General features: G+C 69.7%; 26 protein-coding genes. 8 read left to right on the top strand and 18 right to left on the bottom strand.

The features are described 5' to 3' along the window. Positions 1–73: 73 nt before the first annotated feature. From ACZ6YV_RS39350 to ACZ6YV_RS39340, 3 genes are read right to left on the bottom strand one after another with little or no spacing between them, the layout of a single operon-like run. The gene (locus ACZ6YV_RS39350) at positions 74–1402 is read right to left on the bottom strand and encodes an MATE family efflux transporter (protein WP_465514480.1); all 1329 of its coding nucleotides are present in this window, start codon (positions 1400–1402) and stop codon (positions 74–76) included. A 44-nt stretch (positions 1403–1446) separates the two neighbouring features. After that, entirely contained in the window at positions 1447–2628 is a 1182-nt protein-coding gene (locus ACZ6YV_RS39345) for a preprotein translocase subunit SecY (protein ID WP_465514479.1), read from the bottom strand. 56 nt (positions 2629–2684) lie between these two features. Then, entirely contained in the window at positions 2685–3680 is a 996-nt protein-coding gene (locus ACZ6YV_RS39340; protein ID WP_465514504.1) for a DHH family phosphoesterase, read from the bottom strand. A 40-nt stretch (positions 3681–3720) separates the two neighbouring features. Here ACZ6YV_RS39340 and ACZ6YV_RS39335 point away from each other — a divergent pair, with 40 nt between their 5' ends. The 4 genes from ACZ6YV_RS39335 to ACZ6YV_RS39320 all read left to right on the top strand — a co-directional run bounded on the left by ACZ6YV_RS39335 (position 3721) and on the right by ACZ6YV_RS39320 (position 8182). Then, positions 3721–4764, top strand: coding sequence for a TRM11 family SAM-dependent methyltransferase (locus ACZ6YV_RS39335; RefSeq protein ID WP_465514478.1), 1044 nt, complete (start codon positions 3721–3723; stop codon positions 4762–4764). 745 nt (positions 4765–5509) lie between these two features. Beyond that, positions 5510–6457, top strand: coding sequence for an amino acid ABC transporter permease (locus ACZ6YV_RS39330; protein WP_465514477.1), 948 nt, complete (start codon positions 5510–5512; stop codon positions 6455–6457). Beyond that, positions 6454–7221, top strand: coding sequence for an amino acid ABC transporter ATP-binding protein (locus tag ACZ6YV_RS39325; protein ID WP_465514476.1), 768 nt, complete (start codon positions 6454–6456; stop codon positions 7219–7221). Before ACZ6YV_RS39330 ends, ACZ6YV_RS39325 begins: the two co-directional genes overlap by 4 nt. A gap of 13 nt (positions 7222–7234) precedes the next feature. Beyond that, positions 7235–8182 carry an ABC transporter substrate-binding protein gene (locus tag ACZ6YV_RS39320; RefSeq protein ID WP_465514475.1) on the top strand — a complete coding sequence of 316 codons (948 nt, stop codon included), beginning with the start codon at positions 7235–7237 and terminating at the stop codon, positions 8180–8182. A gap of 41 nt (positions 8183–8223) precedes the next feature. On the opposite strand, the gene ACZ6YV_RS39315 is transcribed toward ACZ6YV_RS39320, so the two are convergent. From ACZ6YV_RS39315 to rimP, 7 genes are all read right to left on the bottom strand, one after another. Next, a complete protein-coding gene (locus ACZ6YV_RS39315; protein WP_465514474.1) occupies positions 8224–9090 on the bottom strand; it encodes an alpha/beta hydrolase in 867 nt (288 codons plus the stop codon). Beyond that, positions 9071–9547: a 30S ribosome-binding factor RbfA gene (gene rbfA, locus ACZ6YV_RS39310; protein WP_465514473.1), complete on the bottom strand. Its 477-nt coding sequence runs from the start codon at positions 9545–9547 to the stop codon at positions 9071–9073. The genes ACZ6YV_RS39315 and rbfA overlap by 20 nt, the downstream gene beginning before the upstream one ends. A 28-nt stretch (positions 9548–9575) precedes the next feature. Further along, complete coding sequence (locus tag ACZ6YV_RS39305) at positions 9576–9869, bottom strand: DUF503 domain-containing protein (RefSeq protein WP_378247739.1); 294 nt, start codon at positions 9867–9869, stop codon at positions 9576–9578. Positions 9870–9942: 73 nt separating this feature from the next. After that, positions 9943–12975, bottom strand: coding sequence for a translation initiation factor IF-2 (gene infB / locus ACZ6YV_RS39300; protein ID WP_465514472.1), 3033 nt, complete (start codon positions 12973–12975; stop codon positions 9943–9945). A 144-nt stretch (positions 12976–13119) separates the two neighbouring features. After that, complete coding sequence (locus tag ACZ6YV_RS39295; RefSeq protein WP_101606280.1) at positions 13120–13335, bottom strand: YlxR family protein; 216 nt, start codon at positions 13333–13335, stop codon at positions 13120–13122. A 110-nt stretch (positions 13336–13445) separates the two neighbouring features. Beyond that, entirely contained in the window at positions 13446–14486 is a 1041-nt protein-coding gene (nusA, locus tag ACZ6YV_RS39290) for a transcription termination factor NusA (protein WP_465514471.1), read from the bottom strand. Then, positions 14483–15022 carry a ribosome maturation factor RimP gene (gene rimP, locus ACZ6YV_RS39285; protein ID WP_465514470.1) on the bottom strand — a complete coding sequence of 180 codons (540 nt, stop codon included), beginning with the start codon at positions 15020–15022 and terminating at the stop codon, positions 14483–14485. Before rimP ends, nusA begins: the two co-directional genes overlap by 4 nt. 135 nt (positions 15023–15157) lie before the next feature. Here rimP and ACZ6YV_RS39280 point away from each other — a divergent pair, with 135 nt between their 5' ends. Continuing rightward, positions 15158–16096, top strand: a complete 939-nt coding sequence (locus ACZ6YV_RS39280; protein WP_465514469.1) for a ferritin-like domain-containing protein — start codon at positions 15158–15160, stop codon at positions 16094–16096. A 91-nt stretch (positions 16097–16187) separates the two neighbouring features. On the opposite strand, the gene ACZ6YV_RS39275 is transcribed toward ACZ6YV_RS39280, so the two are convergent. From ACZ6YV_RS39275 to ACZ6YV_RS39255, 5 genes are all read right to left on the bottom strand, one after another. Then, complete coding sequence (locus ACZ6YV_RS39275; protein ID WP_465514468.1) at positions 16188–16808, bottom strand: hypothetical protein; 621 nt, start codon at positions 16806–16808, stop codon at positions 16188–16190. A gap of 88 nt (positions 16809–16896) precedes the next feature. Continuing rightward, positions 16897–17916 (bottom strand): aminotransferase class V-fold PLP-dependent enzyme, encoded by a 1020-nt coding sequence (locus ACZ6YV_RS39270; RefSeq protein WP_465514467.1) that lies wholly within the window; start codon positions 17914–17916, stop codon positions 16897–16899. Positions 17917–17926: 10 nt separating this feature from the next. Further along, a complete protein-coding gene (locus ACZ6YV_RS39265) occupies positions 17927–18688 on the bottom strand; it encodes an isocitrate lyase/PEP mutase family protein (RefSeq protein ID WP_465514466.1) in 762 nt (253 codons plus the stop codon). Positions 18689–19186: 498 nt separating this feature from the next. Then, positions 19187–20692 carry a PH domain-containing protein gene (locus ACZ6YV_RS39260; RefSeq protein ID WP_465514465.1) on the bottom strand — a complete coding sequence of 502 codons (1506 nt, stop codon included), beginning with the start codon at positions 20690–20692 and terminating at the stop codon, positions 19187–19189. After that, positions 20689–21231 (bottom strand): PH domain-containing protein, encoded by a 543-nt coding sequence (locus ACZ6YV_RS39255; RefSeq protein ID WP_465514464.1) that lies wholly within the window; start codon positions 21229–21231, stop codon positions 20689–20691. The genes ACZ6YV_RS39260 and ACZ6YV_RS39255 overlap by 4 nt, the downstream gene beginning before the upstream one ends. A 56-nt stretch (positions 21232–21287) precedes the next feature. Between ACZ6YV_RS39255 and ACZ6YV_RS39250 the strand changes: the two genes are divergently transcribed. After that, positions 21288–21908, top strand: coding sequence for a TetR/AcrR family transcriptional regulator (locus ACZ6YV_RS39250; RefSeq protein ID WP_465514503.1), 621 nt, complete (start codon positions 21288–21290; stop codon positions 21906–21908). Here ACZ6YV_RS39250 and ACZ6YV_RS39245 read toward each other — a convergent pair. Then, positions 21891–22544: a GOLPH3/VPS74 family protein gene (locus tag ACZ6YV_RS39245; protein WP_465514463.1), complete on the bottom strand. Its 654-nt coding sequence runs from the start codon at positions 22542–22544 to the stop codon at positions 21891–21893. The two genes, ACZ6YV_RS39250 and ACZ6YV_RS39245, sit on opposite strands and share 18 nt — an antisense overlap. 2 nt (positions 22545–22546) lie before the next feature. After that, complete coding sequence (locus ACZ6YV_RS39240; protein ID WP_465514462.1) at positions 22547–24055, bottom strand: ArnT family glycosyltransferase; 1509 nt, start codon at positions 24053–24055, stop codon at positions 22547–22549. Between the two features lie 60 nt (positions 24056–24115). Here ACZ6YV_RS39240 and ACZ6YV_RS39235 point away from each other — a divergent pair, with 60 nt between their 5' ends. Both ACZ6YV_RS39235 and ACZ6YV_RS39230 read left to right on the top strand, forming a co-directional pair. Continuing rightward, the gene (locus tag ACZ6YV_RS39235; RefSeq protein ID WP_465514461.1) at positions 24116–25324 is read left to right on the top strand and encodes a sensor histidine kinase; all 1209 of its coding nucleotides are present in this window, start codon (positions 24116–24118) and stop codon (positions 25322–25324) included. Continuing rightward, positions 25321–25971 (top strand): response regulator transcription factor, encoded by a 651-nt coding sequence (locus ACZ6YV_RS39230; protein WP_378247763.1) that lies wholly within the window; start codon positions 25321–25323, stop codon positions 25969–25971. Before ACZ6YV_RS39235 ends, ACZ6YV_RS39230 begins: the two co-directional genes overlap by 4 nt. Here the strand turns inward: ACZ6YV_RS39230 and ACZ6YV_RS39225 are convergent. Next, positions 25961–26323 carry a winged helix-turn-helix transcriptional regulator gene (locus tag ACZ6YV_RS39225; RefSeq protein WP_378247765.1) on the bottom strand — a complete coding sequence of 121 codons (363 nt, stop codon included), beginning with the start codon at positions 26321–26323 and terminating at the stop codon, positions 25961–25963. The genes ACZ6YV_RS39230 and ACZ6YV_RS39225 overlap by 11 nt on opposite strands. Positions 26324–26341 lie beyond the last annotated feature (18 nt).

Genomic DNA, 26341 nt, shown 5'->3' with positions numbered 1-26341 from the left:
CCCTAAGCAACGGCGAAACATACCCGTTACCCGGGTGCTTTTCGCCACAGCGCGTACCTCCTATCGGCGCGGGTCAGGCCGCGCGGACGGCACCTTCCACGGCCCAGCGCCCCGAGCGCCACCGCACCAGCAGGGTCGCCAGCCGCAGCAGCATGAACAACGAGAGCCCGGTCCAGATCCCGGCCAGCCCCCACCCGAACGCGAGCGACAGCCAGATCAGCGGCAGGAACCCCGCCGCCGCGCTCAGCAGCGTCGCGTTGCGCAGGAAGGCGGCGTCGCCCGCGCCGAGCAGGACACCGTCCAGCGCGAACACCACCCCCGCGATCGGTTGCAACGCGACGAAGAACCACCACGCGTGCGGGATCTCGCCGAGTACGGCCGCGTCCGAGGTGAACACCTGCGGCAGCACCCCGGCCAGCGACGCGAACACGACACCGAGGAAACAGCCGAACACGAGGCCGTAGACGGTGATCTGGCTCGACAGGCCCCGCGCCCGTTTGCTCGCGCCGGCGCCGAGGGCGGCCCCCACGAGCGACTGCGCGGCGATCGCGAGCGAGTCCAGCACGAGCGCGAGGAACGTCCACAGCTGCAGCACGACCTGGTGCGCGCCGACCGCCTCGGTGGACGTCCGCGCGGCGACAGCGGCGGCCGAGACGAAGCACGCCTGGAAGGCGAGACTGCGCAGTACCAAGTCCCGTCCGAGGCCGAGCTGGGCGCGCATCACCGGCGGCTCCGGGCGCAGCGGGACCCGCTCCCGCACCAGGGCCACGATGAACAGCGACGCCGAGATCACCTGCGCGACGACGTTCGCGATCGCCGAACCTTCCAGCCCCCAGTCCGCGCCGTACACCAGCACCGGGCACAGCACGGCTGAGATCCCGTTGCCCGCCAAGACATAGCGCAACGGTTTCGCGGAATCCTGCACACCGCGCATCCAGCCGTTGCCCGCCATCGTGATCAGGATGAACGGCGTCCCGAACAGCGCGATCCGCAGCCAGGAGACGGCGGCGTCGGTGATCGCGGCGTCCCCGGAGAGGACCCGCGCGATGGGCGCGGCCAGCAGCTGCCCGGCGACGATCACGAACAGCCCGACGATCACCGCCAGCCAGGTCGCCTGGACACCTTCGCGGACCGCCTCGCCACGGCGTCCGGCGCCGTGCAGCCGCGCCGTCCGCGAGGTGGTGCCGTAGGAGAGGAACGTCAGCTGGCTCGAAACCTGCGAGAGCACGACACCGCCGACGGCCAGCCCGGCCAGCGGCAACGCGCCGAGGTGCCCGACGACGGCCGTGTCCACCAGGACGTACAGCGGTTCGGCGGCGAGCACGCCGAGTGCGGGCACAGCGAGACCGAGCACGCGTTTCGGCGGGACGCGCTCGTCGGGTTCGGAAGCTTCAGGCACCACCGCAGACTAAACGTCTGGTACGACAGTCCCAGTCGCCGGGAAGATCAGCGCAGGAACGGCTCATACCGTTCCTGCTGGCGGAGTGCCTCGATCTGCCGCGTGGTGTCGAGCGAGACACTGACGACGAAGACGAGGACCACCAGCAGGGCCACCCCGGCGACGGGCACCCTCGGGCTCACGTCCAGCAAGGCCAGGCCGACGGCCGGGATCAGCGCGACCAGCCCCGAGCAAAGCGCTCCGAAGCCGATGATCCGGCGGTTCACGTAGTCGAGGTATTCGGCGGTCGGGTTTCCCGGCCGGATCCCGGGGACGAAACCACCCACCCGCACCAGCTCGACGGCCACCTTGTCCATGTCCTGCGTCACAGCGGCCCTGGCGAAAGCGAAGAGACAGACGAGCACGAAGTAGAGCGCGATCCGTCCGGGGTTTCCCTCGTCGCGCAGCCAGTCCACACCGGGCCAGAGCGCCGGCAAGGACAGCAGCACCGCGGCCAGGACGGCCGGGCTGTTCGCTTGGGGGAACCGAAATGGGATGTAGGTCGGGCTCCCGCCGTAGGCACGGACGCCGATCATCCGCTTGGCGTACTGCACCGGCACGCGGCGCTGTCCCTGCGCGACGACGATCGTGATCACCGAAATCGACAGCGCCACCACGGCCATGACCACGACGGCGGCCCAGCCCTTCGTTTCGTACAGGCGCGGGAACTCCCGTGACAGCACCGCCAGGACCTGCGCGAGCAGCAGGATCCGGACGCCGTCGCCGAATCCGCGATCGGTGATCACCTCGGTCAGCCGCAGGACCAGCGCGGCGCCCGCCGTCAGGCACGCCACCGCGACGGCTCCGTCGAAGACGTCCGGACCGCGGAACGCGACCACGGCGACGGCGCCCAGCAGGCCGAGCACGACGGTGAGCCTTCGCTGATACCGCGTCAGCACAAGGGCGCCGGCTTCACCTTCGGCACGGAGCGCGGCCAGCCGCGGGATCAGGACGATCAGCGCCCGCAGGACCGGCGGGGCGGCCAGGCAGGGAAGGACGCCGAACGCGAACACCGGCAGGGTGGACAGGCCGCCGCCGGTGAGCAGGTCGAGGATCCAGCGCAACGGATGATCGTTCTCCGGCACGCGGACGGTCACGTGGGGTGTGGGCAGGCTCTGGCCCAGCCGGAACAGCACGATCACGCCCAGCGTGACCAGGATCCGGCGGCGGAGGGAAGCGTGAGCGTTCATCGGGGATCACGTTAGGAACCGCCGATGAAATTACGATGACATCGATCGTCACCGGGTCACAGCAGCGGCGCCCTCGACAGTGCCACCCTCAGCTTGCCGAGCACCTCGTCCGCGGTGCCTTCCGCGGTGCACCCGGCCGCCTGGCGATGTCCGCCGCCGCCCAGCTCCCCTGCCGCTGCCGAGACGTCGACACCGCCCGCAGAGCGAAGTGAGACCGTCCACCGCCGCTGCGGCCCGGTCGGTTCGGCTTCCTTGAGCACCACGGCGACCCCGGCCTCACGAGTGGACCGGATGACGTCGATGACCGCTTCGACCTCCTCCGCGCGCACGCTCCGCGCGGCGTCGAGCGTCACGACAGCGTGCGCCAGCCCGAAGCCTCGCGCCTCGTCCGGTTCGAGCCGGGCTCCCGCGAGGACGTCCGAAAGCATCGGCAACCACGCGAACGGGTGATCTTCGACGATCTCACGGACCACCTTGTCCGGGTCGACACCGGCTTCGAGCAGCTTCGCGGCCATCAGGTGCGTGGACGGCCTGGCCCGGCGGAACCCGCTCGTGTCGGTGACGAGCCCCGCGTAAAGGCAGCGCGCGATCGGCTCGTCGATCTCGGCGCCGAGCTCCTGCAGCAAGTCGAACACGAGGACGGCGGTGGCTTCGGCGGTGTCGTCGACGACATGCGTCGTGCCGAAGAAGACGTTGGACGCGTGGTGGTCGATCACCAGGACCTCGCCCCCCGCGGCTCGGACGGCGTCGACGCGCGGCGCGAGTTTCCCGAGCCTGCCCGGGGTCGGCGTATCGAGCGCGACCAGTAGTTGTTCGCTCTCCGGCAGCTCGCTCGCGGGGACGTAGAGCCCGCCGACGTCGAGGCTCCGCAGGGTCTCGGGCATCTCCTCGGGCTCGCCGACGGAGACACGGACCGTGACACCACGCAGCTGCAGGGCCCGGCCCAGTGCCAGCGCGCTGCCCAGCGCGTCGGCGTCCGGCCGGACGTGGCCGAGCAGGGTCACGTCGTTCGCCCGCGCCAGGATGGCGGCGGCTTCCTTCAGGTTCGGCACTGGAGTCGCTGTCACAATCAGTCAAGCTACGCTCTACCGGATGTCCGAGTACGCGATCCTGGTCTACCCGTCCGCCAACCGGGTCTACGCCGATTCCACCCCCGCCCTGCTGAGCGCGGAGCTGGCGGTGTTCGGTCTGTCCGCTTTGGAGAGCGAGATCGCGGAGATCGGCGAGACGCGGCTCGGCGGCGTCGGCTACATCACCTTCACCACGCCCGCCCCGTTGAGCGAACGCGATCTCGCGCTCCTTTCGAACCTTTCCGCGCTGTACGCGCTTTTCGAACTCGGCGACGGTGTCCTCAAGCCGGTCACGATCAGCCCGCTCGCGAACTTCGACTCGGATCTGCTGACCATCCAGAAGTACCCGGGCAAGACGAACGAACTGTTCACCAAACTCCTCGTCAACGTCACCCTGCTGGCGACGGCGGACCCGGCCGCGATGCTGGACAAGCCGCTGCACCTGCTGGATCCGCTGTGCGGCCGCGGCACCACGCTGAACCAGGCGATGATGTACGGCTTCGACGCGACAGGGCTCGACGTCGACGGCAAGGATTTCGACTCCTACGAACTGTTCGTCAAGACCTGGCTGAAGCAGAAGCGCGTCAAGCACAGCGCCGAATCCGGCCAGGTGCGCCGCAACAAGGTCCGGCTCGGCAGGCGGCTCGACATCGGCTTCGGGATCACCAAGGAGCAGTACAAGGCGGGCGAGGTCCGCAAGCTGAGCTACCTCAACTGCGACACCCTCACCACGGACGAACTGCTGCGGCCGAACTCGGTGGACCTCATCGTCACCGACGCCCCGTACGGCGTGCAGCACGGCAGCCACCGCACCCAGGACGCGTCGCTCGCGCGCAGCCCGCGAGACCTGCTCGCGGCCGCGGTCCCGGTGTGGACGCGGGTGCTGAAGCCCGGCGGCGCGCTCGGGATCTCCTGGAACACCAACGTCGCGCCGCGCGAGGAACTCGCCGCGATCCTGGACAAGGCGGGGCTGGACGTCCGCGAGGACGGCCCGTACGCCGGCTTCTCCCACCGGGTGGACCAGGCGATCGTGCGGGACCTGATCGTCGCGGCCAAACCGGTCTGAGCCGCGCATATGCCTCGTGAGTGGTAAGTGTCGTTAGGGCGGACCGGTATTTGCCTACCTGCCGCCGACCTGCGCGAAGGTGACGATCCCGGCGGACGCCCAGATCGACGGTGAAGGATTTGGGACGTTCAACGTCCCAAATCCTTCACCGTCGCGAAGTCACCCGGCCATGGACCTTGATCAACGGAAGATCAGAGACGTTGAACGTCCCGAATCCTCCGTTGATCAAGACCGTGCCCCTCAACCCCTGCGGCCGACAACCGAGCAGGGAAGATTCCGGCCATTCAACGTCCGGAACCTTCCCCCGTCGCCCACACCGACATCCAGCACGAGCCCCACCAAGGACACCGAGACGCGATCCGGGCCCAGCGGGCAGGCAAATACGGGTCCGCCAGAACGCGACTTGCCACTCACGAGACCCGACCGGCTCGGCACCGGCGTTTTCGTGGGACAGGTCAGTGGCTCTGCGCGCCGCAAGGCCTTGGGCGCCGACACAAGTCCCGCGTGACCGGTCCGGTAGCGACAGCCGGGTAGCCCGAGAGGCTTGCGCTCTCGCTCGCCTGTCCCGCGGCTTCCAACATCTGGAACCGGCACCGGCTTCATTGACCGGAACGGGCACGTCTTCCTAAAGTCGGCTCGACGAGAAGGAAAGCGGCGATCAATGCCGCGCCGAGGGGTATCTCCTTTTCGATCATTCCCGCTTTCGGCGATTCATGCTGCCCATTTCCCGCGAGACAGGTGTCTTATGACGAGTGATCTGGACGCGCCTCCGGCGCCACCACCGGCACCTGCCCGGCCGGAGGAGGAATTGAAGATCGTGCCCGCCCGGCGGCCGCTGACCTGGCTGGCCGCCGCGGTGGTCGCGGTTCTGGTGGCCATGGCCGGGCACGCCCTGGTGACCAACCAGGCCTGGGAGTGGTCGGTCGTCGCCGACTACGTGTTCGCCGACGCCGTCCTCTCCTCGGTCGTCCTGACGGTGGAATTGACGGTGTTCGGCGTGGTCTCGGGATTCGTGCTGGGCACGGTTCTCGCGCTCATGCGCATTTCCCGGAATCCGCTCCTGCGTTCGGTCAGCTGGACCTACACGTGGATCTTCCGGTCGGTGCCGCTCATTCTCCAGCTGCTTTTCTGGTACAACCTCGCCATTCTCTACAACCAGCTTTCCTTCGGCATTCCGTTCGGCCCGTCGTTCGTCTCGTTCGACACGATGAGCCTGATCCCGCCGTTCCTCGCGGCCGGGCTCGGGCTCGGCCTGCACCAGGCCGCCTATTCCGGGGAGATCGTGCGTGCCGGGTTCCTCGCGGTCGATCAGGGGCAGCGGGAGGCGGCCGCGGCGCTGGGCATCCCGGCGGGCAGGCAGTTCCGCAGGATCGTGCTGCCGCAGGCGATGCGCTCGATCGTGCCGAACGCGGCCAACGAGATCATCGGCATGGTCAAGAACACCTCGCAGGTGTACGTGATGGCGCTGCCGGAACTCTTCTACCAGGTCCAGGTGATCTACAGCCGGAGCGGCCGGGTGATCCCGCTGCTGCTGGTGGCCACCGCCTGGTACCTGTTGCTCACCACGCTCCTTTCGGTGGCGCAGTTCTACGTCGAACGCCACTACGCCAAGGGCGCGCTGCGCACAGTCCCGCCCACTCCCCTGCAGAAGGCCCGCGCCGGCCTCGCCAAACTGAAGGCGGCGACCCGATGAGCGACGACTTCAAGGTGGACGTCCGCGGCGTGCACAAGGCCTTCGGCACGCTGACCGTGCTCGACGGGGTCGACCTCCAGGTCCGCCCAGGCGAGGTCACCGTGGTGCTGGGCCCGTCCGGTTCCGGCAAGTCCACCCTGCTCCGGCTGATCAGCCACCTCGACCGCGCCGACCGCGGGTTCATCAGCGTCGGCGGCGAACTGATGGGTTACCGGCGTTCGGGCGACAGGCTGCACGAACTGCGCGAGCGCGAGATCCTCAAGCAGCGCACACGGATCGGGTTCGTGTTCCAGAACTTCAACCTGTTCGGGCATCTCACGACGCTGGAAAACGTCGTCGAGGCACCGATTTCCGCGCAGCGCCGATCTCGCGCGGAGGCGACGGACCACGCGCGGCGGCTGCTCGCGCTGGTCGGGCTCGAAGACAAGGCGGACAGCTATCCCCGGCGGCTCTCGGGCGGGCAGCAGCAACGGGTCGCGATCGCCCGCGCGCTCGCCGTGCGCCCCGAAGTCCTCCTGTTCGACGAGCCGACGTCCGCGCTCGACCCGGAACTGGTCGGCGAGGTGCTCGACGTGATCAAGAAACTCGCCCGCGACGGCACCACCATGATCGTCGTCACCCACGAGATCGGCTTCGCCAGGGAAGTGGCCGACACCGTGGTGTTCATGGACGCCGGCCGCGTCGTCGAACAGGGCCCGCCCGCACAGATCCTCGACGCGCCTGAGCATCCCCGCACCCAGGCGTTCCTCGAAAAGGTTCTTTAGAAGGAGTACCACCGTGAGAAAGCTCTTGTACCCGATCCTGCTCCTGTCCACGGTCGCGCTGGCCGCGTGCGGGACGACCGAGGCTGCGGCCCCCGCCGCACCCCAGCCCGGGGCCTCGGGGATCAACATCACCGCGCAGCAGAACCGGATCCGCGCGCAGAAGGTCGACGCCGTCGCGAATCTCGTGCCGAAAGCGGTGCGCGACACCGGGAAACTGACCGTCGGCACCACCGGCAACGGCACTCCCCCGCTGTCGTTCCACGCCGACGACGACAAGACCGTGATCGGCGTCGAGACCGACATCGCGCAGCTGGTCGCGGACGTGCTGGGGCTGGAACTCGACCTCCAAGCGACGTCCTGGGAGAACCTCTTCCTTTCGGTGGAGACCGGCCAGTACGCGGCCGGGTTCTCCAACATCACGGTGACCGAGGAACGCAAGGACAAGTACGACTTCGCCACCTACCGCAAGGACACCATCGCCTTCGAGGTCAAGAAGAACCGCGATGTCACCGTGAAGGAACCCAAGGACATCGCCGGGCTCAAGGTGGGCGTGGGCTCCGGGACGAACCAGGAACAGATCCTGGTGCGCTGGGACGAGCAGAACAAGGCGGCGGGCCTGAAACCGGTGGAGTTCCAGTACTTCCAGAACACCACCGACTACTACCTGGCGCTGCAGTCCGGCCGGATCGACGCCTACGCGGGCCCCAACCCGACGGCCGCCTACCACGTCGCCGTGGACGGGCAGACGAAGATCGTCGGGACGGTGTCCGGCGGCGGGCAGATCCCGGCCGACATCGCGGCGATGACCAAGAAGGGCAACGGGCTCGCCGAGCCGCTGCGTCAGGCCATCCAGAGCGTGCTCACGAACGGCCAGTACGCCGAGGTGCTCAAACGCTGGAACCTGGGGAGCGAGGCCGTGGAGGCGCCACTGGTCAACCCGCCGGGCCTCCCGCGCAAGTAGTCCTCTGAATGCGGGCCGGTCGGGGGCGGAGGAGGGCCTGGTCAGGCCATGCGTTCCCCGACGAACTTCATCATCTCGGGCATGATGCCCCGCCAGTAGTCTTCGTTGTGCTCCCCAGGAGTCATCTTCGCAACGGCGGGGTCGAGTGCCTTGATGAGTTTGCGGTCGGCGCGGGCGAAGGGATCCGAACTCCCGCACCACACCCCTGTCGACGCCGCGGAGAGATCGCCGGTGTGCAGCAGCGGCTCATGCGATTCCCATTGCTCGCGGTCCGCGAAAACCTTGCGGGACTTGGCATCGGGCCAGCTCACGAAGAGCGCGGCGCTCGCCACGGCGACGGCTTTGAGGTTCTTGTGCTCGCGGGCGTAGCGCAGTGCGCCGAAGCCGCCCATCGAGATCCCGAACATCGCCGACAGCGGCCGCAGCTGGCGCTGGGAGAGCCAGCCGGGCAGTTCGTCGGACAGCATCCGCTGGGGGTCGTCGGCCTTGCCGACGTCCACCCAGTAGTTGTCTCCGTCGACGGCGGCGACCGCGAAGCCGGGCAGCCCGGCCGCGACGACTTGGTTCAGCGCGTTCTGCACGCCGAGGTCCAGGAATGTCCGGGCGTCCGCGCCGCGCCCGTGCAGGGCGACGCAGACCGGCAACCCGACCCGGGACACGCGGTCGGGGGCGATGATGACGAGGTTGACATCGCGGTTCCGGGCCGCGGACCGCATCTTCTGCACCGTGACCGCTTCGGTGAGCGGGGTCGGGGCGGTCGGTGGGGCCACCGGAGGCGGCCCCACCAAGGGTGCTTTCTCAGCGCCACAGGCGGAGATCAGCGCCGAGCCGCCGAGAGCCGCGGCTCCCAGCAGCAGGCCACGCCTGTTCACGGCGTGGCTCACCTGCTCAGCCCCGGGTCTCCTCATCGGCGAACTCATCGTTTTCGGCCTCTTCCCGTGGCGGCTTGTACGGGTCGGCTTCACCGGCGTGCTGTGCTCCGGTCGCCCGCCGGGCGACCTCCGCATCCGCTTCCCTGGCCTTCGCGAGGAGGTCCTCGATGCGCTTGGCGTCCTCAGGGATGCTGTCGGCCACGAAGGCCAGCGTCGGAGTGTAGCGGACTCCGGTGCCCTGTCCGACCTTCGTGCGCAGGACACCACGGGCGGATTCGAGCGCGGCCGCGGCACCGGTGTGGTCGGGCGTGGACTCCAGGTTTTCGCCGAGCACCGTGTAGTAGACCGTGGCGTCGTGCAGGTCGGCCGTGATCTTCGTGTCGGTGATCGTCACGTGGTTGAGCCGCGGATCCTTGATGTCGTGCTCGATCGCGTGCGCGACGATCTGTGAGATCCGCTTGGCGAGCTTGCGAGCCCGAGCGGGGTCGGCCATGGGATTCTTCTCCTCGAAAGATCTTCCGTCAGTCATCCGGGCCGAGCAGCCGGCGGTGGGCGGAGAGCAGTTCGAACTCCGGCCTTCCGGCCACGAAGCGCTCACACGAGTCGAGCACGTCACGGACGTGCTCGCCACTCGCCGCGACCACGGCCACGCCGATCAGCGCGCGCCGGTGCAGGTCCTGCTGACCGGCTTCGGCGACGGAGACGTCGAAACGCCTGCGTACCTCGGCCAGCACCGGCTTGATCACGGATCGCTTCTGCTTGAGCGAATGAACATCGCCCAGCAGGATGTCGAGCTCAAGAGCTCCTACGAACATGGGGGTTTCTGGGTTGTTTCGAAGGTGAAGCGGCGCTCCCCCGCCCAGATGCGGAGGAGCGCCGCCGTGTCACTTACGCACGCGGCTTTTCGCGCTGCTCGTACGTCTCGATGACGTCGCCGAGCTTCAAATCACTGTAGTTACCCAAGGTGAGACCACACTCGAAGCCCTCGCGGACCTCGGTGACGTCGTCCTTTTCGCGCTTCAGCGAGTTGATCGGCAGGTTCTCGACGATGACGTTGCCGTCACGGAGGAGACGACCCTTGGCGTTACGCCGGATCTCGCCCGAGATGACCATGCAACCGGCGATCGTACCGACCTTCGACGACTTGAAGATCCCGCGGATCTCGGCCTTGCCCAGCTCGACCTCTTCGAAGATCGGCTTGAGCATGCCCTTGAGCGCGGCTTCGATCTCGTCGATCGCCTGGTAGATGACCGTGTAGTACCGGACGTCGACGCCCTCGCGGGTGGCCCGCTCGGTCGCCTTGCCCTGTGCCCGCACGTTGAAGCCCAGGACGATCGCGTTGGACGCGGTCGCCAGGTCGATGTCGGACTCCGTGACGCCACCGACACCGCGGTGGACCACGTTGAGCTCGACCTCTTCTTCGCCGACATCCAGCTGCATCAGCGAGGCTTCGAGGGCCTCGACCGTACCGGAGTTGTCACCCTTGATGATCAGGTTAAGGGTGCTCGTCTCCTTCAAGGCCTCGTCGAGGTCTTCGAGGCTGACCCGCTTACGACGCGACGCGTTGAGCGCGTTGCGAGTACGGGCCGAACGCCGCTCGGCGATCTGCCGGGCGACCCTGTCCTCGTCGACGACGAGGAACGTGTCACCGGCGCCGGGCACCGAGGTGAACCCGATGACCTGGACCGGACGCGACGGGGTCGCTTCGGTGACGTTGACGTTGTGCTCGTCGACCATCTTCCGCACGCGGCCGTACGCGTCACCGGCGACGACGGAGTCACCGACGCGCAGCGTTCCGCGCTGGACCAGCACCGTGGCGACCGGACCGCGACCGCGGTCCAGGTGCGCCTCGATCGCGACACCCTGGGCCTCCATGTCCGGGTTGGCCCGGAGGTCCAGTGCGGCATCCGCGGTCAGCAGGATCGCCTCGAGGAGACCATCGATGTTGATGTTCTCCCGCGCCGAGATCTCGACGAACATCGTGTCGCCGCCGTACTCCTCGGCCACGAGGTTGTACTCGGTGAGCTGCTGCCGGATCTTGTCCGGGTTCGCGCCCTCCTTGTCGATCTTGTTGATCGCGACCACGATCGGGGCCTTGGCGGCCTGCGCGTGGTTGATCGCCTCGACCGTCTGCGGCATGACGCCGTCGTCGGCCGCGACCACGATGACCGCGATGTCCGTGGCGTTCGCACCACGGGCACGCATGGCGGTGAACGCCTCGTGACCCGGGGTGTCGATGAACGTCACGAGACGCGGGTTGCCCTCGAGCTCGGTCTCGATCTGGTAGGCGCCGATGTGCTGGGTGATGCCACCGGCTTCGCCCTCGCGCACCTTCGTCTTGCGGATCGTGTCGAGCAGGCGGGTCTTACCGTGGTCGACGTGACCCATGATCGTCACGACCGGCGGCCGGACCTGCAGGTCTTCTTCGCCACCGGCGTCGTCGCCATAGGTGATGTCGAAGGTGCCGAGCAGCTCGCGGTCTTCTTCCTCGGGGCTGACGACCTGGACGACGTAGTTCATCTCGCCGCCGAGCAGCTCGAGGATGTCGTCCGACACGGACTGCGTCGCCGTGACCATCTCACCGAGGTGGAAGAGCACCTGCACCAGCGAAGCCGGGTTGGCGTCGATCTTCTCGGCGAAGTCGGTCAGCGAAGCGCCACGCGGCAGGCGGATCGTTTCGCCGCTGCCCTTGGGCAGGCGAACGCCACCGACGCTGGGCGCCTGCATGTTGTCCATGTACTCCATGCGCTTCTGGCGCTTGGACTTCCGGCCCTTGCGAGCGGGACCACCGGGACGCCCGAAGGCACCCGCGGTACCGCCACGGCCACCGGGGCCACCACGGCCGCCGCCGCCACGGAAACCGCCGCCACCGGCCGGGGCACCGCCGCCGCCACCGGGGCCACCGCCACCGGGACGGAAACCGCCGCCACCGCCGCCACCGGGACGGAAACCGCCACCGCCGCCACCGCCACCGGGACCGCCGCGGAAACCGCCGCCGCCACCGCCGCCACCGGGACCGCCACGAGCGCCGCCGCCGGGGCCACCACGGGCTCCGCCACCGGGGCCACCACGGCCGCCACCGGGACCGCCGGCCGGACGGGCCGGACGGCCGGGCATCATGCCGGGGTTCGGCCGCGGGGGCATGTTGCCCGGGTTCGGCCGGTTACCGCCGGGAGCGCCGCCACCGGGACGCGGGGCCGGACGGTCGCCGCCCTGCCCGCCACCGGGACGCGGCGGACGGTTGTCGCCGCCCTGCTGGTTCCCGCCACCGGGACGCTGTCCCGACGGGCGCGGGGCCGGGGAACCGGAACCCACACCGAACGGGTTGTTGCCGACACGCGGGGTACGCGGGCCGGGCTTCGGGCCGACGGGCTTGGGGCCCTGCGGCTTCGGCGGCACGACCGAGCCCTGCGACGGCGTCTGGGACGCCGGCGGGGTGGCCGGTGCTGCCGGGGCTTCGTTGACGGGCTCGGCCTGCTTGGGCTCGGCCGGAGCGGCCTTCGCCGCCGGAGCCACCTCTTCCTTGGGCGCCGGCGGCCGGGGGCCGGGGCGCGGACCCGGGCGGACACCCGGGGTGGAGGGGCGGGACGGCTGCTGGGCCGGAGCCGACGTCGCGGGCGCCGCCGGGGCGGACGCCGCGGGGGCCTCGGTCTTCGCCGCGGGCGCCGACTGAGCGGGCTTCGCGGCCGGAGCCGGGGCAGCGGGCTTCGCGGGCGGACGCGGGCCGGGGGTCGGAACCGGCTTCTTGCTCTGGCCGTCCTTGGACGGGTACGCGTCACGAAGACGTCGGGCCACCGGGGCTTCGACGGTCGACGACGCGGACTTCACGAACTCGCCCTGGTCCTTCAACTTGGCGAGAACTTCCTTGCTGGTGATGCCGAGCTCTTTCGCGAGCTCATGTACTCGGGCCTTGCCTGGCACAGCTCTCCTCATCTGGGGAGGCCGGCGGCAGACCCGCAGACCTCGTCCTATTGTCGCGCGTTCATTGATTCAGCTTCACGGCTGACTCATGACGGGTCGACCTGCTTCCTGATTCCAACTGGCACCGGGGATGTCCCGGCGCCTTCAGCTTTCGGCGAGCCGCTCCAGGCGTTCGTGGACACCTTGGGCGTCGAGCGAACCCGGAACACGAAGTGCCCGTGGAAACGCCCTGCGCCGCTCGGCCTTGGCAAGACAGTCCGGCACGGGGTGCAACCAAGCACCCCGGCCCGGCAACCGCCGACGTTCGTCGACGATCAGCCGCCCGTCCGCCGCGACCACTCGCAGCAACTCGCCGATCAAGGCCCGCCGACGGCAACCCACACAGGTGCGAACCGGAGATTCCCGGTCGTGCTGGAGGTCGGTTCCCGGCCGCGGGCTCTGAACCACTCGTAAGTCTAGCGCTTCGACCTTCACTCAGCCGAACCGGTTGCCGCGGCGGGCCGCGGCTGCCCGGCGTGTGCTTCGTCACCCTGCTCAGGAGCGGCGTCGCTGCGGATGTCGATCCGCCATCCGGTGAGGCGTGCGGCGAGGCGGGCGTTCTGCCCTTCCTTGCCGATCGCGAGCGAAAGCTGGAAGTCCGGGACGACGACGCGAGCGGTCTTGGCCCGCTCGTCGACGACCCGTACGGAGATAACCTTCGCGGGCGACAGCGCATTCCCGACGAACCTCGCCGGGTCTTCCGAGAAGTCGATGATGTCGATCTTCTCGCCCGCGAGTTCGCTCATCACGTTGCGCACGCGCGCGCCGACCGGGCCGATGCACGCGCCCTTGGCGTTGACGCCGGGCACCGTCGAGCGGACCGCGATCTTGGTCCGGTGTCCCGGCTCACGCGCGATGGCGGAGATCTCCACCGTGCCGTCGGCGATTTCGGGGACCTCGAGGGCGAACAGCTTGCGCACCAGGTTCGGGTGCGAGCGCGACAGCGTGATCTGCGGGCCGCGGTTGCCGCGCGCGACGGTCACGACGAACGCCTTGATCCGGTTGCCGTGCTCGTAGGACTCCCCGGGCACCTGCTCGACCGAGGGCAGTACGCCTTCGATGTCGCCGACCTGGATGACGACCATGCCGCGGGCGTTGGCGCGGGCGTCGCGCTGCACCACGCCGGCGACGATCTCGCCCTCCTTGGCGGAGAACTCGCCGAAGGTCTTCTCGTGCTCGGCGTCGCGCAGGCGCTGCAGGATGACCTGCCGCGCGGTGGTCGCGGCGATCCGCCCGAAGCCCTCCGGGGTGTCGTCCCACTCCTCGTCGGTCTGGCCGTCCGGGGTGAGGGTGTGCGCGAGGACGCGCACCAGGCCGCTCTTGTGATCGATGTCGATCCGGGCGTGCGCCTGGTGGCCCTCGGTGTGCTTGTACGCGGTGAGCAAGGCGGTTTCGATCGCTTCGATCACCGTCTCGAAGGGGATGTCCTTGTCCCGTTCGATCGCGCGCAGCGCTGCGATGTCGACGTTCACTTCGGCTCCTCCTTCGGCTCCGTGGTGGCGGCGTTCAGGGCCGACGCATCGGTTTCCAACAGTTTCAGGTCCTCGGCAGGTGGTTGCTTGAACTCGATCTCGATGACCGCTTTGGCCACCGAGGCATAACCGACGTCCCGGATCTCGCCGTCGACGAGCACGCGCGCGGACTTCTCCCCCGCGTGCCCGACACGGCCGATGAAGGCGGTGCCCTCGGCCGGGGTGACCTTGACGAGGCGGAACTTCGCGCGGCGCCAGTGCCTTTGCTGGGTCAACGGCCGGTCGAGACCCGGCGAGGTGACTTCCAGCGTGTACGCGCTGGCGATCACGTGCTCGTTCTCGTCGAGCGTGGCGGAGACGGCCCGGCTGACGCTCGCCACCTCGTCCAGCCCGACGCCGTCGTCCCCGTCGACGACGACCTTGACCAGCTGACGGCGGCCTGCCTGCTGGACCTCGAAGGAATCGAGGTCGAAACCCGCGGCCTTGACGGCTTCGGCCACGATGGGCTCCAGCCTGCTGGCGAGGTCGTTGGGCACGGTGAAGCGCTCCTGTTCGGCTGGGGGCGACCCGGCGGTGTGGATCCGGGTTCGGTAGTGGACCAGCTTATCTGGTGACCCTCGCGTGACGCGCGAGCGGCGGCCCCGCACGGGGTACTGGCAGGATGGGGCGGCGTGACCGGAAGATCGACAGAGCCCACCTTGCCGAGCCGCCGCGCTTTCCTGCGGGCGGCGGCGCTGGCCGCGGTGGCCGTGCCGCTGGCGGCCGCCTGCTCCCCCGGGTTCGACGAAACCCCCGATCCGCTGGGCCCGCTGCTGCGCGCGGCGGAGACCGACGCGACGGGCGCGAAGGCGGTGACAGGCGCCGAGGGCGAAGCCGTCGCGACGGCGCGGGCGGCGCACGCGACAGCGCTCAAAGCCGAGGTGGACAGGCTCAACCGGCCCAAGCCGGAGCAGTCCGGCCCGGCGGAAACCCCGCCGTCGTCGGTGGACGGGCTCAAGGAACGGCTCGCCCAGGCCCGCAAACAGGCCGAGGGCCTCGTGCCTTCGCTGCCCCGTTACCGCGCCGGGATGGTCGCCTCCGTCGCGGCGGGCTGTGCGGCGTTGCAGCAGAGTTCGGACAAGCTCGGCCGCGGCGACGACGCCGGAGCGGTCGACGTGCCCGCCGGTGTCACGCTGAACCAGGAAGGGGCGGAGGCCGTCCAGCAGGCGCTGAGCGCCGAACACGCGGCGATCTGGGTGTACGGACTGGTCAGCGCCTACCTGCCGGCCGCTTTCACCGGCGCGGTGTCGCGAGGCACGGCCGAGCACGTCAAGCGGAGGAACGTCTGCGAGCGGATGCTTTCCGCGGCGGGACAGACGCCCACGGGACCGGAGGCCGCGTACGTGCCGCCGAAGCCGGTGACGGAGGCGAAGTCGGCGATGGAGCTGGTGGCGACGGCCGAGTCGGACGTCGCGGCGGCTTGGCTCGGCGTGATCGACCGGACCGACGACGCGGCTTTGCGGACGACGGCGCTGAACGCGCTCATCGGGTCGGCGCGGCGGGGGACGGCCTGGCGGGCGGAGTTCGGCGCGAAGCCGGTGGCGATCGCGATGCCGGGCCAGTCGGTCTGAGACTCTCCACGAGCGCTATGAAAGGTCCTTTCCTCGCAAAATTTTGCGAGGAAAGGACCTTTCATTTCATTGCGTCCGGAGGGTGAAAAACTCAGCGGCGCAGGTCACCCGAAAGCCGCAACGCGTCGGTCGCGATCCGCTCCAGCAGCGGCTTGTCCTTCTGCTTGTCGTAGAAACCGGCCAGCACGATGGCCACCTCGGGTCCGGTGACGTGGGAGTCGTAGGCCGCGTCCTGTCCGGAGATCTTCGGGGCGCCCTGTGCCTTGAAGGTGCCGTCGCGCACCAGGTCGGACACGTTGCCCGTGCCGTCCTTGTCGGTGAGCGCCTTGAGCTGGGTCGCGGTGACCTCGCCCGGCATGGTGACCAGGACGACCGACACCAGCGCCTTCTTCCCGCCGCTCTCGGTCGTGTACAGCGCCCGCGACAGCCGCGTGCAGGGCGTCTCGGTGAAGAACCCCTTGGTGTCGCCGTAGGCCTTGCTCGCGCAGTCGGTGGTGACCTGCGGTCCTTCGGCCAACGTGTACTGGAACTGGCCGGTCTTCGACGGCGTGTCCGCGACAGGGGCCGCTTCCGGCTCGTGCCGGATCAGCCACCAGAGCAGCGACGAAACGACCGCGATGGCGACCAGACCAGCGCCTTTCAGCGCCAGGGCCTTCGTGTCCCTCGACGGCTTCGGCGCGGGCGGCGGCCCGCCCGGCCCTGCCGGTCGCACCGGCTGAAGCCGGGCCGTTTCCGTCGGTCCCGGGGAATATTGCGCACCAACCACGGGAACATACGGTAGTTCACGCCGGTCCGGCGGTTCACCTGAACGTGCTTATCACCCGTTCGACGTCGTCAGCGGTGTTGTGGAGATGGAACCCGAAGCGCTGCCTTCCGGCCCGCGTACCGGCCACGATGCCCGCTTCCCGCACCTTCTCGGCGTCAGCGGCGAGCGAGACGATCGCACTCCCCTGGACGGGTGACCCGAGCGCTTCGAGGAGTGAGTCGGCGAGACCCACGCAGTGCGCGCGGACGGCGTCGAGGTCCAGGGAACCGAGATAGTCGAGCGAGGCGGCGGCGCCGACGTAGGCGAGCCAGGCCGGGGACAGGTCGAGCGACCGGGCGCCGCCCGCGAGCCGCAGCGGGAGGCCGTAGACGGTCTGCCAGCGGTCCTCCCCGGCGTACCAGTTCGCGGCGACCGGCACCGCCCGCTCCAGCACCCGCGGATGCGCGGCCAGCCACGCCGCCCCGCGCGGCGCGAGCAGCCATTTGTAGCCGGCGGCGACCACCCAGTCGGCCCAGCCGAGGTCGAGCGGCTGCCACCCGGCGGCCTGGGTGGCGTCGAGCAGGACGGCCGCGTCCGCCGCTTCGGCCGCCGCGCGGAGCCTGCCGAGGTCGACCTGGGCGCCGTCGGCCGACTGGACGACGCTGACCGCGACCAGGTCATGTCCCTCGACGCGTTCGGACAGCTCGGCCAGCGGGACTTCGGTGACCTTCACCCCGCGGTGCGCTTGAGCCGCGAACGGGAAGGTGACGCTGGTGAAGTCGTTGCCGGCGACCAGCACGCTGGCACCGTCGGGCAGCCCTGCCGCCACGTTCGCGATCAACTGCGAGACGGACGCCCCGATCGCGACCCGCTCCGCCGGGACCCCGATCAGCGCGCCGAACCCGGCCCGGGTCCGCGCGACGGGCTCGTCGAAGTCCGCCGGGCGGGCCTCGCCTCGCCGCCACCGCTCGACAGCCTCCGCCACCGCGTCGGCCACGTGCGACGGCGGGATGCCGATGCTGGGGGTGTTGAGATAGCCGGGCGGGGCGGCGAATTCGGCTCCGAAGGTCTGCATGCTCCCGAGGCTAATGAGATTCCGGGAGCAGGGCCGCGACGTCGGTGTAGGACGGCGGGGTCAGCGGGAGTTCGCCGCCGTCGCGGATGGCCGTCACCGTGCGCAGCGTGGCGGCCAGCGCCATCCGGTACGGCAGCGAACCGAGGCTGATCCGCGCGACGCCGAGCCCGGCCAGACCGGCGACGGTGACCTTGCCGGGGAGGAACAGCAGGTTCACCGGCACCCCGACGGCCTTCACCAGCCGCTCGACGTCCGCGGGCTCGGCGAGCCCCGGCACGAACACCCCGTCGGCACCGGCGTCCACATAGGACAGCGAGCGCTCGATCGCGGCCCCGAGGTCGGGCTCCCCCAGCCAATGCGTGTCCGTGCGCGCGTTGACGAAGAGACCGGGAGCATGTTCCTTCGCCGCCGCGATCTTGGCCGCGTGCCGCACAGGATCGCCGAGGGCGTCTTCGAGGTTGATGCCCGCGACACCGGCTTCGGCGAGTTCCGCCGCCAGCGCGCCGACCTCGCCCGGGTCATCGCTGAACCCGTCGGCGAGGTCGACGCTGATCAGCGCGTCCAGCCCGGTGAGCCGCCCGGCCAGCCGGACGGTGGCGCCCTTCGAGGACGGGGCGCCGTCCGGCTCGCCCTCGGCGGCCGAGACCCCGAGGCTGGTCGTGCCGAGCGCCGGGAAGCCTTGCGCGGCGAGGAAGGCGGCCGTGCCGAACTCCCAGACGTTCGGCAGGAGCAGCGGGGACCCGGGGACGTGCAGTGCGGCGAATGCGGTCATGGCACGACGGTAGCCAGCGGACGCTTCGGCGGCGGCCGACGTGTCGGCGGCGGGTCGGTCCGGTGGGCGGCTCAGGCGAGGAAACTCTTCAGTACGTGAAGGACCCCTTCATTGCGCCTAGCGCAGTGAAGGGGTCCTTCACGTACTTCCGGCAGGCATATTGCGCGCTAGGACCGCCTGGGGCGCCCTCGTGAGTGAGGGGCGCCATCAGGAGGCAGCACGTCCGTGAAGGCCTCCTTTCCTACCCTGACGGTAGGCAAGGAGGCCTTCACGGCATCCGGTATCGCCACTTCCGGCACTGGTCACGGCGGAGGTGCGCGAAGGTCCCCTTCCCCCGGCTCAGCGGCGAAACTGGCGCGGCCAAGTACGTGAAGGGCCCTTCCTCGCACCAGACGCAAAGAGAGGGACCTTCATGCACGGCGAGCAGGCCCTGGGGCACTTTGGTCGTGAGTGGTAGGTGCCGTTAGAACCCGAATCGCCACTCACGACCCAAGAACGTCAGGCTCGCTCAAGAAAAGGCGTCAGCAGGTCCGGCACAGAAGCCTCCGCGAACAGCAGGCCCTGCTCCTCCCCCGCGTCGTACACCGAGTACGCCCCGGCCCCGGCCGCCGTGGTCGCCACGACGGTCAGCAATCCCTTGCGCCGCTGGAAGATCGACTGCTTGACCGTCCAGCCGATCACACCGTCCCGCTCCAGCGCGAACGTGCTCCGCCGCACGGACCCGTGCCGCCCGACGAGGTACCGCCCGGTGATCCCGTGCCCAAGGTTGCGGTAGGCGTCCAGCGCCAGCAGCACCGACACCGGCAGCAGCACGACACCGAGCGCGGCGCCGATCACCAGCAGGACGTCGGTCAGCAGGAGACCGAGGATCGCGAAGATCGCCAGCAGCACCACCACCGAACCGACCCACCAGCGCAGCAGCCGTCCCCGCGCGGCGCGCGGATGCCCGGCGAGCCGGACGGCTTCGGTCGGCGAAACCGGTTCACGCAGGACCTCCGCGGCGATCCGGGTGGCCGTCGCGACCGGCGCGGCGGGCAGGAGGGTGTGGTAGTCGGTCTTGTCCTGGTCGTCGCTCTGCCGCATGCCGGTGGCGATCGCGTCGACGCGGGCCGCGCCGGAGATCCGGTTCCCGAGCGGCTCGACGAGCTCGATGCCGCGCATCCGGCGTTCCTCGATCGAGATCGAGCGTGTGGTGAACAGCCCTCGGCGCACTCGCAGCGTGCCGCCGGCTTCGCGGTCGAGCCGGTAGTTCCACCACATCTCGACCCACAGGCCCAGCGCGCCGACCACGCCGACGAGCATCGCGGCCGCCAGCAGGATCAGGATCGCCACCACCAGCGGGATGCCGAGGAACAGGTCCATCACCCAGTCGATCAGGCCCTTCTGCAGCCCTGTCCAATCGGCGAGCTGCATGAGCCCGCCGCCCGCCGCGAGGCCGAGTGTCGGGGAGACGAACGACACCGGCGCGTAGCGGATCCAGCTCCGGTCCAGCTCGGCGAGCGGTGCGTCCTCGTCGGTTTCCGCGATTTCCGCGCGGCGCAACAGATCCGCGCGGAGCCGCTCGGCCTCGGCGCGCGAGACGGGGTTGAGCTTGATCCTGCCCTGCCCGCCCGACTCGTGTGAGCCGGTGCCGATGGTCACCACGGCGACGCCAAACAGCCGGTGCAGCGGGTTCGCGGTCAGGTCGACGTTGCGGATCCGTTCGCGCTGCAGGGATTTCCGCGAGCGGAAGACCAGGGTGAACGCCGTCTCCAGCCGGTCCGGCGTGACCCGGTACCGCACGCCCTTCCAGTAGAACAGTTCCGCCAGCACGCCGCCGCCGACGAGCACCAGCCCACCGCCCACGACCCACGCGAGAGCGACCCAGAACCGTCCTCCGGCGCCCACGATCGCGGCCGTGGTCGGGATCGCGGCACCGACGGCCACCCCCGCCATCGTCAGCGCGGTGACGGGGAGGGTCCGCTTGTCGAGTGTGCTCCAGCCTTCGAACTCGCCCGAGGTCATGTCGCGTCCCCCGGCGTCGCCTGCGTCGTCTCCGTGAGCTGCTCCGCCAGGCTCGCGGCCAGTTCGTGGTCGAGCCCGCGGATCTTGACCGCGCCCCGGGCCGACGCCGTGGTGACCGTGACGGTCGCGAGCTTGAACACCTGCTGCAGCGGTCCGCGCAGGGTGTCCACGGTCTGGATCCGCGACATCGGCGCGACCCGCCACTCCTGCCAGAAGAACCCTGAGCGCGCGTACACCGCTGTCTCCGTGACCTCCCAGCGGTGCACCTTGAACCACCACACCGGCATCGCGAGCACCCAGACCAGGCCGAGCACCGCGATCACCGCCGCCGGCGTCAGCAGCCAGGTCCGCGCGGGCGCGATGAGCAACCCGAGCAGCACCAACACCAGCACCGGCGACACCCAGAAGAGCGTTCCCTGCAGCCGCCACCAGCCCACGACCCGCTGATCCAGCGCGTTCCGCGGCGGCCTCAGCCGCACCTTCCCCCGATCGGCTTCCACCGAATTCACCCCCGACGATCGTTTACAATGCGGTCGCATCGCAATAACCTGGGACCGTAGTGGCAATGCGATCGCATTGCAAACTCCCGGAACGGATGGTGAAGGTGCCGAAGCAGGTGGATCACGCCGCGCGGCGTGGGGAGATCGCCGAGGCACTGACGCGGCTGACGGCCAGGCGCGGCCTCGAGGGCGTCAGCCTGCGGCACGTCGCCGCCGAGGCGGGCATGTCGATGGGTTTGGTGCAGCACTACTTCAAGACCAAGGACGAAATGCTGCTGTTCGCCGTCGAACGCCGCTCCGAGGTGTACGAAGCACGCATCAAGGCTCAGCTCGAGGCCGGCGAACTGCCGTCGACACCCAAGGCGATCCTCCGCGCGATCATGATCGAGATCCTGCCGCTCGACGAACACAGCCGCGGCAACTGGCTGATGGGCGTCGCGTTCTTCATCCGCGCGGTCTCCGACCCGTCTTTCGCGGCCGTGTACGCCGAAGGCGTTCCCGAGCTGTTCGAACTCTTCGCCATGCTCATCCGTCAGGGCCAGGAGGCGGGCGATGTCGACAAGTCGGCCGATCCGGCGCACGAGTCCGCGATGCTCTGGGCGCTCGCCGATTCACAGGGCACGAACGTCGTGCTGAAGCACCGGACACCGGACGAGGTGGTGTCCACTGTGGACTACTACCTCGACCGGCTGTTCGGCTCAGCTCCCACCGGATGAAGCCGCAGCCGACGCCCGCACCGCGCGCAGCTCCCGGAACAGCTTCCGCAGTGCGGGAACCGCGTCGCCGCCCCGCTCGGTCAGCTCCTCGATCCGGTCCTTGTACTGCCGCCTGTCCTTGCCGGAAACGACGTCCTTGAGCTCGACGGCGGCCGCGAGCGCGGTGAGGGCGGCGTCGCTCGCGTCCACATCGGACGCCGGCGAAGGCCCGCGCAACGTCCGGTCGACCGTTGCCCGCAGCCTGTCGACGGTGGCGGTGTCCCGCACATTCGGCCGCCGCGACGGGAACAGCCCGAGCGTCCGGCCGGTCTTCAGCTCGATCACGCCCGCGGTGTCCAGCTGGGACTCCAGTGCCTCCAAGGTGCCGCGCGCGTCCTTGCGCACCCACCATTTCCACTTGCCGGGACTCTCGGCCGCGATCTCGGCGAGCATCTCGTCCAGGACGAGGTCCCCGGTCTGCCCGGCGCCCGACACCGCGACCCGGCCGTCCGCGTCGGCGACGCGGCCGCGCAGCACGAGATCGGTCAGCGCGGCGCCGCGGATCAGCAGGCCCGCCCGCCGCCGGTCGCGCAGCTTGTTCTTCCCGACGTCGCAGGCGAGCAGATACGCCTTGGCGGGCAACGAAAGTTCGGTCATCGTCAGTGCCTTTCCAGCTTGGGCCAGATTTCGTCCCAGGAACCCTGTCTGCCGTCATACCGCCACAGCAGTCCTTCCACCACCGGGGTCACCGAGGTGAAGTACGGCTTGAGCAGTTCCGGATCGAAGCCGAGGAACAGCACGCTGCTCGCGGACTCCGGTGGCCGGTCGAAGTAGAAGTAGCCGCGGTGGCCACTGTAAACGTGGTCGATGCCGTACCGCTGACCGTAGAACTCGGTCGCGGCGGCGAACGGGTAGATCTCGGCGTAGACGGCGATGTGCGCCCGCTGCTCCGGCGGAAGGGCCGCGTAGGTCTCGCCGATCGCCTTGACCAGCTCCTGCTGCGGCAGTTCACCACCGGCGAAGGAACTGCCGAGTGTGATCGGGCCGAAGTTCGTCCGGGTCATGCTCGCCGGATAGATCGGCAGGCCGGCGAGGGTGATCACGGCCGAAAGCACCATCGCCGGCCAGGCCACGAGCCGCCACTTGGGAACGTGCCGCGCGAAGCCCGTCGCCGCGGCGGCGAACGGCAGCGCGAAGACGCTCATCAGATAGTAGGAACGGCCGTGCAGCAGCAGGAACGCCAAGACGAGCGCGGCTATCGCTACCCCCAGGAAGCGATAGCCGCGAAGTTCACGGGAAAAGATCAGCCGGACGAGACCGTAGACGAACGCGAGCACGCCCGCCCCGACTCCGGCCGTCAGGAAGCCGTCGCGAAGAAAAGGCCAGGTGCCGGGGAATTCCGCCGAGACGACGTCGTTCATGATCAGGTACGGCCAGCCGTTCGAGGCCTGCCAGAGCAGCGTGGGGATCGTCGCGACGACGGCGATTCCCGCGCCCAGCCACAGTTTCGGCCGCCGCACGAGCTCCCTCGGGCCGAGTACGAGCGCGGAGAGCAAGCCCAACGCCCAGAACGCGGGGATGAGGAACTTCGTCTCGAGGGAGATCGCGGTGACCACGCCCGCCCAGACCAGCAGGCCGTCACGGCGGACACGCACCCAGCGGACGACCAGCCAGACGATCACCGTCCAGAGGAACGGATCGAAGACGTACGTGCCGATCCAGTGGCTGACGATGATCACCCCGGACGTCGCGTAGAGCCCGGCCGCGAGCACCTGCGCGCCGCGTCCGCCGCCCAGTTCCCTGGCGATCAGCGCGGTGACGACCACCCCGGCGGCCGCGGCCACCGTCATCGGCAGGCGCAGCATCACCAGTGAGCCGGGGAACAGCGAGTCCATCGCCCCGGCCAGCGCCGGGATCAGCGGCGGCTGGTCGAAGTACCCCCACGCCAGGTGTTCCCGGCCCGCCATCAGGAAGTACAGCTCGTCGAAACCGTGCGCGTAGCGGCCGCTCGTGGCCAGAAGCGCGGCGGCGGCCACCGCGGCGACGACGAACACCGGGAGCCGGGCGAACGCCTGCTCCTGTCCTGTTCGGACTGTTGGGGTCGCGATGTCCATGTGCTCCAGTCCACCGGAGACGGCGGCTGCGGGAAACCGGGTAAGGAGGGTCACCGGATAGACGAAAGTTGCGGATCTCCCCGCCTTCGGTCGACGGCTGGTTACCGTGACCGGGTGGAGAAAAGCAGGCCGTTCCGGCCGGGTCCGGCCGACACCGTGTGGCTCACGCTGGCGGCGCTCGCGTTCGTGGGCCTGGACATCACGCTGTACGTGTTCGGCGAACCGACGACAGGCTGGGCGGGCCCTGCCGCGGGCGTCACCCTGCAGGTGCTGCTCGATCTCTCGCTGATCCTGCTGTTCCGGTATCCGAAACTGGTCGCGGGCCTGGTCACGGCGGGCGGGCTGCTGATGCTCGCCTCCGACCTGTTCTCCCCCGGGCTGCTGGTGCCGGAGCGCCAGCTGACGCTGATGACCGTCCCGACGATCACCCCGGTGGTGCTGAGCCAGCTCGCCCGCCTGATGGACCGGCGGACCCTGCTCTGGCTGACCGGGATCCTGGTGCTCTGCGCGTCACGGCCCTGGGACGCGCAGTGGAATACCACCCCGTTCGGCCTGCTGGGCACGGCGTTGCCCACCACGCTTTCGCTGTACTTCGAGGCCCGGCGCCAGTTGCTGCGCTCGCTGCGGGACCGTGCCGAACGTGCCGAGCGCGAGCAACACCTGCTCGCCGAACGCGCCCGCGCCGAAGAGCGGCGGAAGCTGGCCGAGGAGATGCACGACGTCGTCACCCATCGGCTGAGCCTGATGGTGCTGCACGCGGGCGCGCTCGGCGTCGTCTCGGCGGATGAGGCCGTGCGGACCTCGGCCGAGGACATCCGGCGCGAAGGCGCGCTGGCCCTGGACGAACTGCGTGATCTCGTCGGGGTGCTGCGCAACGGCGCGAACGCCGAACCGCGCACGCTCACCGACGGCGTGGCGGGCGATCCGGCGACGCTGGTCGCGGAATCGGCGTCGGTGGGCATCCCGACCGAACTCGCCGTGCACGGCGACCCAGGGCGCATCTCCCCGACCGTCGCCCGCACCGCGTACCGCGTCGTGCAGGAGGCGCTGACGAACATCCGCAAGCACGCGCCGGGCTCGACCGCGACCGTCGAACTCAGGTATCACGCGGGCGGCTTGGACATCGAGGTGGAGAACACGCGAGCGGGTGCCGCGCCGGATCCAGCGCTGGCGGGCAGCGGTTCCGGCTCGGGCCTGGCCGGACTGCGGCAGCGCGTCGAACTGATCGGCGGCCGGTTCGACGCGGGGCCGCGGGCGGGCGGCGGGTACCGCGTCGGTGCGATACTTCCGGCCTACGTCCCGACGGCGGAAGGAGATCGGTGATCCGGGTGGTCGTCGTCGATGACGAACCGATGGTCTGCGCGCATCTGCGGACGATCCTCGGCTCCGCGGCCGACATCGAGGTCGTGGCGCAGGCGCAGGACGGCGCCGAGGCTGTCGAAGCCGTGATCCGGCATCGGCCGCGCGTGGTGCTGATGGATCTGCGGATGCCGGGCGTCGACGGGCTGACGGCCATCGAGCGGATCGCGAAACTCCCGGAGCCGCCCGCGGTCGTCGCACTGACGACGTTCGACGCGGACACCTACGTCATCCGCGCGCTGCGGGCGGGCGCGGCCGGGTTCCTGGTGAAGTCCACGCCGCCGGAGGACCTGATCGGCCTGGTCCGGGTCGCGGCGGACGGGCACACCGTGCTCTCCCCCGAAGCGGCGCAACGGCTGGTGGCGATGTCGGCCGACGGACGGCGTCGCGGGGACGACGCGCGGCGGAAGACCGACGGGCTGACCGAGCGCGAAACGGATGTCTTGGCCTGTCTCGGCGAAGGACTGTCCAATGCGGACATCGCGGCGCGGCTGCACCTCGCGGAGGCGACGGTGAAGAGCTACGTGTCGCGGATGCTGGTCAAACTGGACTGTGCGAACCGGACCCAGGCGGGGCTGCTGGCGCACGAGGCCGGCTTGGTCAAGCGGTGAGCTGACCGTCGTGGGCACGGCGGGCGTCGAGGACCTCACCCATGTGGACGCGGGCCCATTTGTCGAGCATGTCGAGCGGTTCGGCCAGGTTGCGGCCGAGCTCGGTCAGCTCGTACTCGACGTGCGGCGGGATCTCCGGGTACGCGGTGCGCGTCAGGATGCCGTCGCGGACGAGGCTGCGGAGCGTCTGGGTGAGGACCTTCTGCGAGATACCGCGCACGCGTTTGCCGATCTCGGTGAACCGGAGCGGGCCGTCGCCGAGCACGCCGACGATCAGCACGGTCCACTGGTCGCCGATGCGGTCGAGCAGCGCGCGGGTGGGGCAGTCGGGGTCGTACGGGTTTCCGAGCACGTGACCTCCTCACTCTCT

The sequence above is a fragment of the Amycolatopsis sp. NPDC102522 genome (assembly GCF_055584485.1).
Note: the sequence above shows the minus strand (reverse complement) of the source record. Positions and strands in the feature narration are given on the sequence as shown.

Excerpts from the sequence above, each read along its gene's own strand:
- ACZ6YV_RS39345 (WP_465514479.1), bottom strand. The coding sequence starts at position 2,628 with ATGAACGCTCACGCTTCCCTCCGCCGCCGGATCCTGGTCACGCTGGGC.
- ACZ6YV_RS39335 (WP_465514478.1), top strand. The coding sequence starts at position 3,721 with ATGTCCGAGTACGCGATCCTGGTCTACCCGTCCGCCAACCGGGTCTAC.
- ACZ6YV_RS39330 (WP_465514477.1), top strand. The coding sequence starts at position 5,510 with ATGACGAGTGATCTGGACGCGCCTCCGGCGCCACCACCGGCACCTGCC.
- ACZ6YV_RS39325 (WP_465514476.1), top strand. The coding sequence starts at position 6,454 with ATGAGCGACGACTTCAAGGTGGACGTCCGCGGCGTGCACAAGGCCTTC.
- ACZ6YV_RS39315 (WP_465514474.1), bottom strand. The coding sequence starts at position 9,090 with ATGAGGAGACCCGGGGCTGAGCAGGTGAGCCACGCCGTGAACAGGCGT.
- rbfA (WP_465514473.1), bottom strand. The coding sequence starts at position 9,547 with ATGGCCGACCCCGCTCGGGCTCGCAAGCTCGCCAAGCGGATCTCACAG.
- ACZ6YV_RS39305 (WP_378247739.1), bottom strand. The coding sequence starts at position 9,869 with ATGTTCGTAGGAGCTCTTGAGCTCGACATCCTGCTGGGCGATGTTCAT.
- ACZ6YV_RS39270 (WP_465514467.1), bottom strand. The coding sequence starts at position 17,916 with ATGCAGACCTTCGGAGCCGAATTCGCCGCCCCGCCCGGCTATCTCAAC.
- ACZ6YV_RS39265 (WP_465514466.1), bottom strand. The coding sequence starts at position 18,688 with ATGACCGCATTCGCCGCACTGCACGTCCCCGGGTCCCCGCTGCTCCTG.
- ACZ6YV_RS39260 (WP_465514465.1), bottom strand. The coding sequence starts at position 20,692 with ATGACCTCGGGCGAGTTCGAAGGCTGGAGCACACTCGACAAGCGGACC.
- ACZ6YV_RS39255 (WP_465514464.1), bottom strand. The coding sequence starts at position 21,231 with ATGCGACCGCATTGTAAACGATCGTCGGGGGTGAATTCGGTGGAAGCC.
- ACZ6YV_RS39250 (WP_465514503.1), top strand. The coding sequence starts at position 21,288 with ATGGTGAAGGTGCCGAAGCAGGTGGATCACGCCGCGCGGCGTGGGGAG.
- ACZ6YV_RS39245 (WP_465514463.1), bottom strand. The coding sequence starts at position 22,544 with ATGACCGAACTTTCGTTGCCCGCCAAGGCGTATCTGCTCGCCTGCGAC.